Raw genomic sequence first — 13271 nt, forward strand, 5'->3', positions numbered from 1 at the left:
TGTGGCTGCGGATGCTGCGTGAGCGGGCAATGGCTTTCAATGCCCCGGTCGGCGATTCCGTTCCTGCTCGACCAGCTTTTCGCGGCGGGAGGGCACTGTCAAGGACGGCGGACCCCATTGCCCATCCAAACGGCGGGATCAAAATGCCGTCACCGTCTTTGACCGGACGCCGGCACCCGCCGTAGCAGCGGGCGTTCTGACGAACGCGGTTCCGCTGCTCCAGCTCGTTTTTCCTAGCCGCATTTTTGCGGGCGCCAGACGATTCCGTCTGGCTGCAAAATGCTCTAGACTGGCCGCCATGCGGCTTGCTTCATCCGTTATTGCTTTGACGTTCCTGCTGGTGGCGATCGCCGCCGGCATGTGGCCGTCATGGGCGCTGGCCTCGGCGTCTGCGACCTGGGACAAAAAGGAGCCGGTTCTCGCGGAGCAGGCTTCACCGACGCTCGGATCCTCGGCCTTCCGGCCCTGCTATTCGACGGTGAGAACGGCCGCCGCGTCGTGCTTTCCGCAGCTTGGCCTGCCGGACGGCCATGTCGGCACCCCGCTCCGTGTGTTGCGGCATTGCGCATCGGCCAATGAAGCGCAGGCGATGACCTCGACTGTGCCGGAGGCGGAACTCAGGCCGCCCAGGCCTTTTGCCGACCGGTAACGTCATTGCGCGCGGACATTTCCATCCGTGCGCCCGTTTCCCACAGGCAGCAGGCGGCCGACGCCGCCCTGGAGATCATGAGATGCAAAACGTACAATCGAGCGAGCGCAGGCGGTTCCTGCTCGGCGCGGCCACGCTGGCGGCAACCGTCGCCCTGTTGGGTGTTGCGCCCTCCGGCGCGGAGGAGGGCCTGACGCCCGAACAGGTCCTGAACGACCCGGATGCGCCCGCGGTCGGCGCGAAGAGCCCCGACATCACCATCGCCGAGTTCATGGACTACAACTGCCCGTACTGCCGCAAGAGCCATCCGGAGCTGCTGAAACTCCTGAAGAGCGACGGCAAGGTCCGCGTCGTCTACAAGGATTGGCCGGTGTTCGGCCCCGTGTCCGAATATGCGGCCAGGATGGCCATCGCAGCGAAATACCAGGACAGATACGCGGCGGCGCATGACGCGCTGATGTCGGCGCCCAAGCGCTACCAGCGCAACGAGGAGGTCAGGGCCGTTCTGACAAAGGCGGGCATCGACATGGCGCGCCTCGACAGGGACGCGACAGTCCACAAGGCCGACATCGACCGGCTGATCGCCCGCAACGGCCAGCAGGCCGAGACGATCGGCTTCCAGGGCACGCCCTCCTGGCTGGTCGAATCCTTCGTCGTGTTCGGCGGCCTTACCTACAACGACATGAAGGAAGCGGTGGCGGAAGCGCGCCGCCGCAAGAAAGACGCCGCCAAGGGCAAGTGATGACGCGAAGCGAAGCTGCCGCCGGGAAGCCTCGCTCGAGCCCGCGACGACAATCGGCTTGCGTCGTCATGCCTGACGGATGCCGGACGGATCGATTACCTCGCATTGACCGCCAGTTGCGCGGCGAACGCCCGGATATAAGCGGGCCGGGCTTCTCCGCGCGCCACATAGGCGGACAAGTTCTCGTATTCGTCCAGAATGCCCGACATCCTCAGTCGCAGCAGCACCGAAACCATCATCAGATCGCCCGCGCTGAAGGCGCCGTCGAGCCAGACGGCGGCGCCGAGGCAGGCCGAAAGCCGATCCAGCCGGGCGCGGATGCGGTCCTTCACCAATGGCAGGCGCTGCTCGGTCCAGGGCCTGTCGCCTTCCTGGATCCTTGCCGCCGCCAGTTCGAGGATCGGCGGCTCGACGGTGTTGAGCGCGGCGAACATCCAGGTGATGGCGCGGGCGCGGGCGTCGTGATCCTGCGGCAGCAGGCCGTCATGCGTTTCGGCAAGATGGAAGACGATCGAACCGGTCTCGAACAGCGAGAGCGGCCCTTCCTCATAAGTGGGAATCTGGCCGAAGGGATTGATCGCCAGATGGGCGGGCGCCTTCAAATCCGCGAAGGAGACAAGGCGGACCTCGTAGGGTTGCCCCACCTCCTCCAGCGCCCAGCGAACGCGCGTGTCGCGCGCCAAGCCCTTGCCGCCGTCAGGCGATCGCTCGAATGCCGTGATGGTGATCGTCATCGGATCGGGTCCCTTCCTGGATACTGTCTGGGCTTCTCAAGATGATGACGAACGAGCCGGCAGGGAACCCGACAATGGCGAGGATTATTTTCAGCGCCGACGATCGACGCCGGCGTCAAATAGCCGGTGACGACCGGCGATGGTCAGGAACCCGCCCGGCGGGCGAAATGTTCATAGGTGATCCGCCAGGGTTCGCTGTCGGCCACCCGCTCCTCGCCGATCCAGTGGAAACTGTCGGTGGTGATTTCGGTGAAGCGCCAGCGTGCTTTCAGGCCGCGCGAATCCTCACCGACCTGGACGATGTCCCTGCCCTCGGCCCTGCCGATCTGGCGCGAATAGTCCTGGTTGAGCGGATCGCTCCAGATGATGTGCCAGCCGTCGATCGCCGGATCGAAGACGCGCAAGGTCGTGCCGTACATGGTGGACGGCGCCGGCCGCTTCGGCCGGATCCAGATGTCCTGAACGGCGCGCCCCTCCAGCACCCAGCCGAAATGGATTTCCCCGGTCGCTGTCTCGATCGTGCCGTCATCGAGATGATGGACCGTGTCCATCTCCCAGCTTCCGATGAACTGTCCGTAGAGCGCCATATCCTTTGCTTGATCGGCTGGCGGCCCGTCGGACCCGAGTGCGGTGAGAAACGGGGAAATCGTCATCATTCATAGTCCTTGCAGTTGAATGGTCTTGCAGTCCGGCAAGATATGGTTTCGACCGATCTCGTGTGAACCGGACACGCCGATCGCTCCTGACAGGCTTCGGCAGCAGTGGAACAAAACGGCGACAACGCTGGCCTTTCGTCGCCGAATCACTACATTCGCAGGCGATGTCCGGCTTTCCAGACGATATGCCCTTCTTTGACGAGGACGACGCGCCGCGCGGCGCTGGCGCGCGACCGGCCGCGCATGCCGGCGGCGGGTCCGGCATCGCCGCCCGCGCGATGGCCGCGAGGCAGGGCCAGAGCGGGCCGCCCGATTATCTCAAGGGCCTGAATCCCGAGCAGCGGCTGGCGGTGGAGACGACCGAAGGGCCGGTGCTGGTGCTGGCCGGCGCCGGCACCGGCAAGACGCGCGTGCTCACCACCCGCATCGCCCACATCCTTGCCACCGGCCGGGCGTGGCCGAGCCAGATCCTCGCCGTGACCTTCACCAACAAGGCCGCGCGCGAGATGAAGCAGCGCATCGGCCATCTGGTCGGCGAGGCGGTGGAGGGCATGCCGTGGCTCGGCACCTTCCACTCGATCGGCGTGAAGCTGCTGCGCCGGCATGCCGAACTGGCCGGTCTGAAATCCGATTTCACCATCCTCGACACCGACGACGTCGTGCGCCTGATCCGCCAGCTCATCCAGGCCGATGGCATCGACGACAAGCGCTGGCCGCCGAAACAGTTCGCGCAGATGATCGACGGCTGGAAGAACAAGGGGCTCGGGCCGGACCAGATCCCGGAGGGCGACGCGCGCGCCTTCGCCAACGGCAAGGGCCGCGAACTCTACGCCGCCTATCAGGAGCGGCTGAAGACGCTCAACGCCTGCGACTTCGGCGACCTCCTGCTGCACCCCATCCGCATCTTCCGCCAGCATCACGACGTGTTGGCCGAGTATCACAAGAAATTCAAATACATACTGGTGGACGAGTACCAGGACACGAATACGGCGCAGTACATGTGGCTGCGGCTCTTGGCGCAAAGGCCTAGATCCTCCCCCCTTGAGGGGGAGGTGCCCGCCCCCGGGTCCGGCCTCCGGCCGGCCCGAGGACAGGCTCCGCGGGCGGAGGGGGTTGCCGCAGAAGGCACCTCCAGACTGTCGAGGACTGCCGCGGCAACCCCTCCCGACCGGACTTCGTCCGGCCACCCTCCCCTCAAGGGGGAGGGGGACTGGCGCTCAACGGCCGAAGGCCGAGCGGCCGACGGGCCGCCCGAGCCGTTGCGAGGCCCCCGCGGAGCGCCCGCGCCGGCAGGCGCGGAACAGCGCGTGAGCGAAAACAAGGTCAACATCTGCTGCGTCGGCGACGACGACCAGTCGATCTATGGCTGGCGTGGGGCGGAAGTGGACAACATCCTGCGCTTCGAGAAGGATTTTCCGGGCGCAACCGTCATCCGGCTTGAACGCAACTATCGCTCCACCGCGCATATCCTCGGCGCCGCCTCCCACCTTATCGCCCACAACGAGGGGCGGCTGGGCAAGACGCTGTTCACCGACCGGCCCGATCCCGACGACGCCAAGGTCAACGTCCACGCCGCCTGGGATTCCGACGAGGAGGCGCGCGCCGTCGGCGAGGAGATCGAGAGCCTCCAGCGCAAGGGCCATCTGCTCAACGACATGGCGATCCTGGTGCGCGCGTCCTTCCAGATGCGCTCCTTCGAGGATCGCTTCATCGAGATCGGCCTGAACTACCGCGTCATCGGCGGCCCGCGCTTCTACGAGCGGCAGGAAATCCGCGACGCGCTGGCCTATCTGCGCGTCGTCGCCAATGCGGGCGACGACCTCGCCTTCGAGCGCATCGTCAACGTGCCGAAGCGTGGGCTCGGCGAAGCCACCATCAGCCAGATCCACGCCACGGCGCGGGCGCTCGGCGCACCGATGCTGGAAGCGTCCGCCAACCTCGCGGAAAGCGACGAGTTGAAGCCGAAGCCGCGCGCGGCGCTGCGTGAGGTCGCCGCCAACTTCGCCCGCTGGCAAAGCCTGATCGACACCACCCCGCATACCGAACTCGCAGAGACCATCCTGGAGGAGTCCGGCTACACCGACATGTGGAAGAACGACCGCAGCGCCGAGGCGCCCGGGCGGCTGGAGAACCTCAAGGAACTGATCCGCTCCATGGAGGAATACGAGAGCCTGCGCGCCTTCCTGGAACATGTTGCGCTGGTGATGGACGCCGAGCAGAACGAGGGCATGGACGCCGTCTCGATCATGACGCTGCATTCGGCCAAGGGCCTCGAATTCGAGACAGTGTTCCTGCCCGGCTGGGAGGAAGGCCTGTTTCCCCACCAGCGCGCGCTCGACGAAGGCGGTCGCTCGGGACTGGAGGAGGAGCGGCGGCTGGCCTATGTCGGCCTCACCCGCGCCAAGAGGAACCTGCATCTCTGGTTCGTCTCCAACCGCCGCATCCACGGCCTGTGGCAATCCACCATCCCGTCGCGCTTCCTCGACGAACTGCCGGAGGCGCATGTCGAGGTGGCCGAGGGCGGCAACAGCTACGGCGGCTACGGCAACCCCTATGGCGGCGGCAATTTCGCGGGCGGGCGCGGCGGTTTCTCCGCCGGCCGCCAGAACCCCTACGGCGCCTCGCGCTTCGATAGCGTTGGCGCTCCGTCCGGCGGCCGCGCAGCCAGAGGCGATCAGAGCGGCGACCAATCCGGCGGCGGCGCGTTCTCCAACACCTACGCCACGCCCGGCTGGCAGCGCGCGCAGGCCAACCGCACCGAGGCCACGAGCCGCAACTGGGGCACGCGCAGCGGCCACGCGGTGGAGCGGATCGGCTACGGCGAGGTGGATTCCGGCTACGGCGCCGGCCGCGGCTCGGTCAAGGGCCGCACCATCGAGGGCGAGCTGGTGGCGAAATCGGTAGCCGACTCTCCCTCTGCCTTCGCCGTCGGCGACCGCGTCTTCCACCAGAAATTCGGCAACGGGAATATTGCCAGCATCGAGGGGAACAAGCTGACCATCGACTTCGACCGCGCCGGACAGAAGAAGGTGCTGGACGGGTTCGTGAGCGCGGTGTGAGAAAACGACTACTTCCTCTCTTTCGATTGGTCGTTGACCTTATCCTTCGTCATCCTGGAAGCCTTGCCGAGCGCAGCGAAGAAACGGCTATCCGGGATCCAGTCCGGAACTCCGGCAAGGTGGCGGACTGGATCCCGGCTCTGCGTTCGCAAGCTCGTTTGATCAGGATAACGAAAGGCGAAACCTCGTTTTAAACGTTGACTACCTACCTATCGGTAGATAGATAGAGACGCATGTCAAACCCCTCCTCAACTGCCGATAACATCCTCGACTGCGCGCAGACCCTCATTGTCGCCGGGGGTTACAACGGCTTCAGCTACGCGGACATCGCCGACGTGGTCGGCATTCGCAAGGCCAGCATACATCATCATTTCCCGAGTAAGGTGGACCTGGTCCGTACGCTTGTTTCCCGCTATCGCGAGGAAGCGGAAGCAGGGATCGTCGCACTTGAGCGCGAGATTTCCGACCCAGTTGAACAGCTTCGCAGCTACATCGGCTACTGGGAAAAATGCATCATGGATGCGAGCGCGCCCTTCTGCATATGTGCTCTTCTGGCCGGCGAGCTTCCTCTTCTGCCGGATCAGGTTTCCATGCAGGTCAGGGCCCATTTCCGATCGCTGGCCGGTTGGCTCACCTCCGTGCTCGAACGCGGCGTGGCACAGGGCCGCATCCACCTGAACGCTCCTGCGCGCGTGGAGGCCGAGACCTTCATGGCAACCGTGCACGGCGCGATGTTATCCGCGCGCGCCTATGGCGATCCCAGAATGTTCGCGACGATCGCCACACCCTTGATCGAGCGGTATGCCGCCAGGCACTGACCGCCCACGTCAATCGACCCGCTATCAGAAGCAATCCCGCCGAGGTTTGGCTCGGATTTTTACCTACCAACTAGTAGAAAGATAACCTGATGACCGACACGCCCACCATGACCGACCGCATCCGCCAGGAGCGTTGGCTGCAGCTCTATTATTATACGCGCACGGCGTTTTCCGTGCTCTGGGTAGGCGCCGCCTTTTCCGCCGGCCGGCATTCCCCTGCCGCGGCGTCGATCCTGCTTGTCGTCTATCCCCTCTGGGATGCGCTGGCCAACTATGTCGACGCGGCGCGCAGCGGCGGGCTGGCCGCAAACCGCACGCAGGCGATCAACGTGGCGGTCAGCCTGGCGACTGCCGTTGCAGTCGTCCTGGCCTTGAGGATGGGAATGAACTGGGTGCTCGGCGTCTTCGGCGCCTGGGCCATATTCTCCGGATTGCTGCAACTCGGCACGGCGATAAAGCGATGGAAAAGCTTCGGCGCGCAGTGGGCCATGATCCTGAGCGGCGCCCAATCGGCCCTGGCCGGAAGCTTCTTCATCGCCCAGGCGAGAATGCAGATGCCGCCGACCGTTTCCACCGTGGCCGGCTACGCCCTGTTCGGCGCTCTCTATTTCTTCGTCTCGGCGCTATGGCTCTCCGTCAGCCGCCGCTGGGCGTCCACGCAAATGCCCTGAAAATGCGCAAATCTGGACATGGCCCCTGCCGGTTCTCCGACGCGTCGCCGGCCCTTCCTTGGCGTTGACTTTCCGCCCGACAGGGACTATCCGGCCATCGCGCAAATGCAGCCGTAAGCGTTAAACGTCAATCAACGCACTCAACGATCCTGTCGGGCGGAGTGCGTTTTTTGTTGCGCGATCGGCAGGGAAGACCCAGGAGAAACACCTTGACTTCCCCCTTCACACGCGATGCGGCACAGCCACGCTTTCTGCTGCTGATTGCCATCCTGTTCATTTCCTATCTCTGCGTAGCTATCCCGCTGGCGGTCGTGCCCGTCCATGTGACGCAGCGGCTTGGCTTCGCGAACGCATGGGCAGGACTTGCCGTCGGCGCGGCATTTCTCTCGACGATCGTATCGCGCGGGTGGGCCGGCAGACTGACCGACAGGAGGGGCGCCAAGGGAGCCGCCATGTGTGGCCTCTCCCTCTATGCGGGCGGTGCCTTCCTCTGTCTCGCGGCGGGCTTCTCGATCCTTTCCCCTCTGGCGGCATTCGTCGTCCTGCTTGTGGGGAGGCTGCTTGTTGGCGTCGGGGAAAGCCTTGTCGGCGTCAGCGTCATAGGATGGGGCATCGGGCTGGTCGGACCGTCGCGTTCAGGAAAGGTCCTCGCCTGGGTCGGCGCGTCGATATATGGCGCGCTGGCAATCGGTGGACCTGTCGGCCTGGTGCTCTATCAGCAAGTCGGCTTTGCGTGGACAATGGCGGTCAGCGCCTTGCTGCCTTGCATCGGACTGCTTGCGATCGGCATGCTGACCGGTATCGAGCCGCATCCGGAGGCGGAACGCCCATCCTACTGGAGCGTCATCGGGACAATATGGTGGTATGGGCTGATCGTGTGCCTTCAAGGCATTGGTTTTGCCGCGATCGGCGCATTTTTTGTCCTTTATTTCCTGCACGAGAACTGGCCGCTGGCCGGGCTGGGTTTCACGGCATTCGGCGGCGGCTTTGTGCTGATGCGCCTTTGCTTCGGAAACTTCCCGGATCGTTTCGGCGGGTTGCCTGTGGCAATTGTCTCGTTGGCGATAGAGACCGTTGGTCAATTGCTGATCTGGAGCGCGAATGATCCGGCGCTTGCCCTTGCCGGCGCCTTCTTGACGGGACTCGGGTGTTCGATGATCTTCCCTGCCATGGGCAGGGAGGTCGTCCATCTCGTGCCGCCGCATTTGCGCGCGACGGCACTCGGCGGCTTTTCCGCTTTCCAGGACCTGGCATACGGCATGACCGGCCCGCTTGCGGGCCTGCTCGCAGACCGCACCGGCTACGGCAATGTCTTCCTTGTCGGCGGCGTCGCCGCCGCATCCGGTTTCGGCATAGCCCTTGCCCTTCGGCAGAGGATGCTGGCGCGGCAATGAAGGCGCCCCGACCGAACCAACGGCGCCCATATCATTTGTCATGCTCGTCTCTCGCGCGAAGAAGAAGCCGCTGGTTCTTTACCCTGTGCGCAAGCTTTCGGCGGTTGTGGCTTCCATGTCCTTGTTAAACTGTCCGAAAACGGCACATAGTCGCGCCGCCGGACACAGCGCACCGGCATCCGCTTGTGTTGTGTCAATCGGTCCGTAACCATGGTCGAACCCGGAAAAGTCAGGAAAAGAGGACGCATCGCCGCCTTCTTCCTGGCGCTCGACGCCTGGATCGATTCCTCGGCCTACGCGCTTAGCTTCGGGCTCGGCCGGTTCTGGGAGGCGGCCACCATCGTCTCCCGGCGTTTCCGGCTGCGCGGCTGGCGGCGAGGTTTGATCGAGGTGCTGTCGGAGGCCTTTACCCTGGGCGCCGGTGGCGCGGTGGTGATGCTGGCGCTGGCCATGCCCGCCTTCCAGGAGACGACCGGCGACTGGCGCGCGCAGGGCGATTTCGCCGTCACCTTCCTCGACCGCTACGGCAACGAGATCGGCCAGCGCGGCATCATCCAGCGCGATTCCGTGCCGGTAGACGAGATGCCCGACCATCTCATCAAGGCGGTGCTGGCCACCGAGGACCGCCGCTTCTTCGAACATTACGGCATCGACGTCTTCGGCCTGCTCAGGGCGCTGAGCGAAAACATGCGGGCGAACTCGGTCGTGCAGGGGGGTTCCTCCATCACCCAGCAGCTCGCGAAGAACCTGTTCCTGACCAACGAACGGACGCTGCAGCGCAAGATCAAGGAGGCTTTCCTGGCGCTGTGGCTGGAGGCGAACCTCTCCAAGAAGCAGATCCTGCAGCTCTATCTCGACCGGTCCTACATGGGCGGCGGCACGTTCGGCATCGAGGCGGCGGCGGATTTCTACTTCGGCAAGAGCGTGAAGGACCTGACGCTGGCCGAGTCGGCGATGCTGGCCGGCCTGTTCAAGGCGCCGACGAAATATGCGCCGCACATCAACCTGCCGGCGGCGCGGGCGCGCGCCAACGTGGTGCTGGACAATCTGGTCGACGCCGGTTTCATGAGCGAGGGCCAGGTACTGCAGGCACGGCTCCATCCCGCCGACGTGGTCGACCGGGGCGAGCAGAAGAGTCCTGACTATTTCCTCGACTGGGCCTTCGACGAGGTCAAGCGGCTGGCGCCCAAGGGGGCGCATTCGCTGGTGGCGCACACCACCTTCGACGCCGGCATTCAGAAAGCAGCAGAAGAATCGCTAGAATTCCACCTGCGCCAATACGGCAAGCAGTACCGCGTCAGCGAAGGCGCCATCGTCGTCATCGAGACCAACGGGGCGGTGCGCGCCATCGTCGGCGGGCGCGACTACGGCACCAGCCAGTTCAACCGCGCCACCAGGGCGCTGCGCCAGACCGGATCGTCTTTCAAGCCCTATGTCTACGCCACCGCCATGGAGCACGGCCTGACGCCGAGCACGGTGATCTCGGGCGGCCCGGTCAACTGGGGGGGCTGGCAGCCGCACAACTACGGCGGCGGCTTCGCCGGCAACGTGACGATCATGACCGCGCTGACGAAGTCGATCAACACGGTGCCGGTGCGCATCACCAAGGACTATCTCGGCATCGACGCCGTCGTCGACATGGCCAAGGCGATGGGGGTGGAATCGCCGATCGAGCGCTTCAAGACCTCGGTGCTGGGCACCTCGGGCGAGACGGTGATGGACCAGGCGACCGGCTTCAGCGTGTTCGCGCAGAACGGCTTCGCCGGCAGCCGGCACGGCATCACCCAGCTGGTCACCCACACCGGCAAGGTGGTGTGGGATTTCGCCAAGGACCAGCCGCCGCCGCATCGCGTGCTCTCCGAGAAGGCGCTGGGCTACATGAACACGATGCTGTCGCAGGTGCCCGTCATCGGCACCGGGCGCCGCGCCGCCCTGCCCGGCATCGTCGTCGCCGGCAAGACGGGCACCACGCAGTCCTACCGCGACGCCTGGTTCTGCGGCTTCACCGGCAATTTCACCGCCGCGGTGTGGCTCGGCAACGACGACTTCACGCCGACCAACAAGATGACCGGCGGCTCGCTGCCGGCGATGGTATGGCAGCGGCTGATGGTCTACGCTCACCAGGGCATCGACCTGAAGCCCATCCCCGGCATCGAGCATCCCTTCGTCGACCACAAGGTGGCTGCCGCGGCGGCCGACGCGCAGAAGAAGCAGGCCGAGGCCGACGCCGAGAAGGCGGCCGCCGAGCGCCCGCCGGTCCTGTCGGCACACACCACGCAGTTGCTGCGCGAGCTTTCGCAGGCGTTGCGGGCCGCACCTGCCCTGACGCCGCCGTCCACAGAAACGCTGTCGTCGCTTTGAGGCCCGACCGTCACATTGCCGGGACGGCGCGTGCTTGCCTTGCCGGCCCGCCCCGCGATATGCGGGTCATCCGACCCCGGTAACGGCCTGCGATGCTCAAGACCGCCCTGCTCACGTTTCTCGCCGTCGCCGTCGCCATCGGCCTGGGCGGCGGCAGCGTCTGGTACGCACTCGACGCACAGGCCGGCGTCGGCGCCATCCGCGCCGGGCCGTGGACGGCGTTCCCGGATATCGGCACGGCGGCCGCCGATCCCTACACACAGGCCCGCACCGCGCGCGAGGGCGTGCTGACGCTGGGGCGCGCCGAGGGGCTGGCTTTCGTGGCCGGGAGCGATTCCGGCGGCGCGCCGCTCAGGCGCGAATGCGTCTACAGGCTGGAAGGCGGCTTTCCGATCGCGCGCTTCTTCACGCTCTACGCAGCGGACGGCTCGCTGGACGCGATCGACACCGGCAAGCGGCGTCGCGCCGCGCTCCAGTCGATGCAGATCCTGCGCCGGCCGGACGACACGGCGGTGATCTCGACCGGAAGCCATCCCCTGCCCGGCAACTGGCTGGCCGTGACCGGCAAGGGGCCGCTCTACTTCGTGCTCACTTTCTACGACACGCCTATCGCCACCAGCACCGGCCTGTCGGACATCGAGATGCCGGCGATCCGCAAGGTGGGCTGCCATGCGTAGGCTCGCACAGGCGCTGCTGCTCGGGCTGATCGGCGCCGGCATCGTCCACATCGTCGTGCTGCTGCTCATTCCCGAATTTTCGGCGCGCGACGCCTGGTCGCGGCTGGCGATGGCGACCGACCTCTATGTCATGACGCCGCTCGCCGCGGAAAAGGGCGGACCGCCGGTGGTGAAATCGGTCGATCCCCTGTTCGAAGCCGTGGCCTGCCGGTTCGATCTCGGCGACGGCATGGTGCGCATCAAGGCGCAGGGACGTGTGCCTTTCTGGTCGGTGTCCGTCTATGATCGAAACGGGCACAACATCTATTCCTTCAACGACCGCAATGCGGGGAAACCCTCGCTCGACGCGGTGGTGTTGACGCCCGCCCAGATGGCTGCCGTGCGCAAGGACCTGCCGGAGAACCTCGCCGGTTCGGTCTTCGTCGAAACGGCCACCGACGAAGGCATTGCGGTGGTGCGCGCCTTCGTTCCCGACGAAAGCTGGCGACCGGCGGTCAAGACCTTCTTCAGCCAGGCCTCATGCGAGCCGGATGTTCCTTGAGACGTCACTCGGCGGCAAGCCCGGCGATTATTTTCCGAAAAGACTCAGCCTTTCGTTTGTTTGCCGAATTCATGCGCAAGCCGGCCGGGAAACGGGCCTAGGTTCAATCGACATTCAGGATTCAGTTCTGTTGAGGAATGTGATTCATGGGTTTCCAGGTTGATTGATCTGGAGGCCCATGATGTCGAAGCCCAAGCGGTACGAACTGACACCTGAGCAATGGCGGCGGATCGGGGATTTGCTGCCCGGCAAGCCCAGCGATCCGGGCCGTTCTGGGGGTGATAACCTTGCTTTCGTCAACGGCGTGCTTTGGGTGCTGCGCTCGGGCGCGCATTGGCATGATCTTCCCGAGCGCTATGGCAAGTGGAAGACCGCCCACAAGCGCTTCACGCGATGGGCGAAGGCCGGTGTGTGGGAGCGCGTCTTCGCCGACCTCATCGACGATCCCAAGAACGATTATGTCAGTCTCGACTCGAGCCTTGTGCGCGCCCATCAACAGGCAGCCACCGGAAAGGGCGGCGGCCAAAAAGGGGGGATCAGGCTCTGGGGCGTTCCCGAGGAGGCCTGACGACCAAGATTCACATGGCCGTGGATGCGCTCGGCCGGCCACTGAAGCTGATCCTCACACCCGGCCAGCGCGGCGACGCGCCTCTGGCTCCGGCCTTGCTCGAAGGTCTCTCGCCACGTCGCGTGCTGGCCGACAAGGCCTATGATTCCAATGCCCTGCGTGACCTCATCACCCACATGGGAGCCGAAGCGGTCATCCCCTGCAACCCGACCCGAAAGACGCCGATCCCTTACGACTTCGAGGCCTACAAGGTCCGTAACACGATCGAGCGCTGTTTCAACAAGCTCAAGCACTTCAGACGCATCGCCACACGCTTCGACCGCCGCGCGGCCTACTTCCTAAGCTTCCTGCAACTCGCCGCCGCAATGCTGTGGATGCGATGAATGTCGATTCTGCCTAGA

At 65.1% G+C, this 13271-nt stretch carries 11 protein-coding genes and 1 pseudogene; 10 read left to right on the forward strand and 2 right to left on the reverse strand.

Annotated elements, in window-relative coordinates:
* The first annotated feature begins 298 nt into the window (after nt 1-298).
* Nucleotides 299-649 (forward strand): hypothetical protein, encoded by a 351-nt coding sequence (locus ABMA46_RS17310; protein WP_349001201.1) that lies wholly within the window; start codon nt 299-301, stop codon nt 647-649.
* Nucleotides 650-731: 82 nt separating this feature from the next.
* Nucleotides 732-1391 (forward strand): DsbA family protein, encoded by a 660-nt coding sequence (locus tag ABMA46_RS17315; protein WP_349001203.1) that lies wholly within the window; start codon nt 732-734, stop codon nt 1389-1391.
* 95 nt (nt 1392-1486) lie between these two features.
* On the opposite strand, the gene ABMA46_RS17320 is transcribed toward ABMA46_RS17315, so the two are convergent.
* On the reverse strand, nt 1487-2125 hold the full coding sequence (locus ABMA46_RS17320) for a glutathione S-transferase family protein (protein ID WP_349001205.1): 639 nt from the start codon (nt 2123-2125) through the stop codon (nt 1487-1489).
* A 143-nt stretch (nt 2126-2268) separates the two neighbouring features.
* Complete coding sequence (locus ABMA46_RS17325; RefSeq protein ID WP_349001207.1) at nt 2269-2781, reverse strand: hypothetical protein; 513 nt, start codon at nt 2779-2781, stop codon at nt 2269-2271.
* A gap of 164 nt (nt 2782-2945) precedes the next feature.
* Here ABMA46_RS17325 and ABMA46_RS17330 point away from each other — a divergent pair, with 164 nt between their 5' ends.
* The 8 genes and pseudogenes from ABMA46_RS17330 to ABMA46_RS17365 all read left to right on the forward strand — a co-directional run bounded on the left by ABMA46_RS17330 (nt 2946) and on the right by ABMA46_RS17365 (nt 13253).
* A complete protein-coding gene (locus ABMA46_RS17330; protein WP_349001209.1) occupies nt 2946-5840 on the forward strand; it encodes an ATP-dependent helicase in 2895 nt (964 codons plus the stop codon).
* A 233-nt stretch (nt 5841-6073) separates the two neighbouring features.
* Nucleotides 6074-6658: a TetR/AcrR family transcriptional regulator gene (locus ABMA46_RS17335; RefSeq protein WP_349001211.1), complete on the forward strand. Its 585-nt coding sequence runs from the start codon at nt 6074-6076 to the stop codon at nt 6656-6658.
* Nucleotides 6659-6747: 89 nt separating this feature from the next.
* Complete coding sequence (locus ABMA46_RS17340; protein ID WP_349001212.1) at nt 6748-7329, forward strand: DUF308 domain-containing protein; 582 nt, start codon at nt 6748-6750, stop codon at nt 7327-7329.
* Between the two features lie 209 nt (nt 7330-7538).
* Nucleotides 7539-8723, forward strand: a complete 1185-nt coding sequence (locus tag ABMA46_RS17345) for an arabinose transporter (RefSeq protein ID WP_349001214.1) — start codon at nt 7539-7541, stop codon at nt 8721-8723.
* A gap of 210 nt (nt 8724-8933) precedes the next feature.
* On the forward strand, nt 8934-11084 hold the full coding sequence (locus ABMA46_RS17350; protein ID WP_349001215.1) for a transglycosylase domain-containing protein: 2151 nt from the start codon (nt 8934-8936) through the stop codon (nt 11082-11084).
* A gap of 92 nt (nt 11085-11176) precedes the next feature.
* Nucleotides 11177-11761 carry a DUF1214 domain-containing protein gene (locus ABMA46_RS17355; RefSeq protein WP_349001217.1) on the forward strand — a complete coding sequence of 195 codons (585 nt, stop codon included), beginning with the start codon at nt 11177-11179 and terminating at the stop codon, nt 11759-11761.
* Nucleotides 11754-12302 carry a DUF1254 domain-containing protein gene (locus ABMA46_RS17360; RefSeq protein ID WP_349001218.1) on the forward strand — a complete coding sequence of 183 codons (549 nt, stop codon included), beginning with the start codon at nt 11754-11756 and terminating at the stop codon, nt 12300-12302. The genes ABMA46_RS17355 and ABMA46_RS17360 overlap by 8 nt, the downstream gene beginning before the upstream one ends.
* Before the next feature lie 181 nt (nt 12303-12483).
* Nucleotides 12484-13253 (forward strand): annotated as a pseudogene (locus tag ABMA46_RS17365) (IS5 family transposase).
* Nucleotides 13254-13271 lie beyond the last annotated feature (18 nt).

This window comes from Mesorhizobium hunchu (assembly GCF_040081975.1).
In the GTDB taxonomy this organism is placed as follows: domain Bacteria; phylum Pseudomonadota; class Alphaproteobacteria; order Rhizobiales; family Rhizobiaceae; genus Mesorhizobium; species Mesorhizobium hunchu.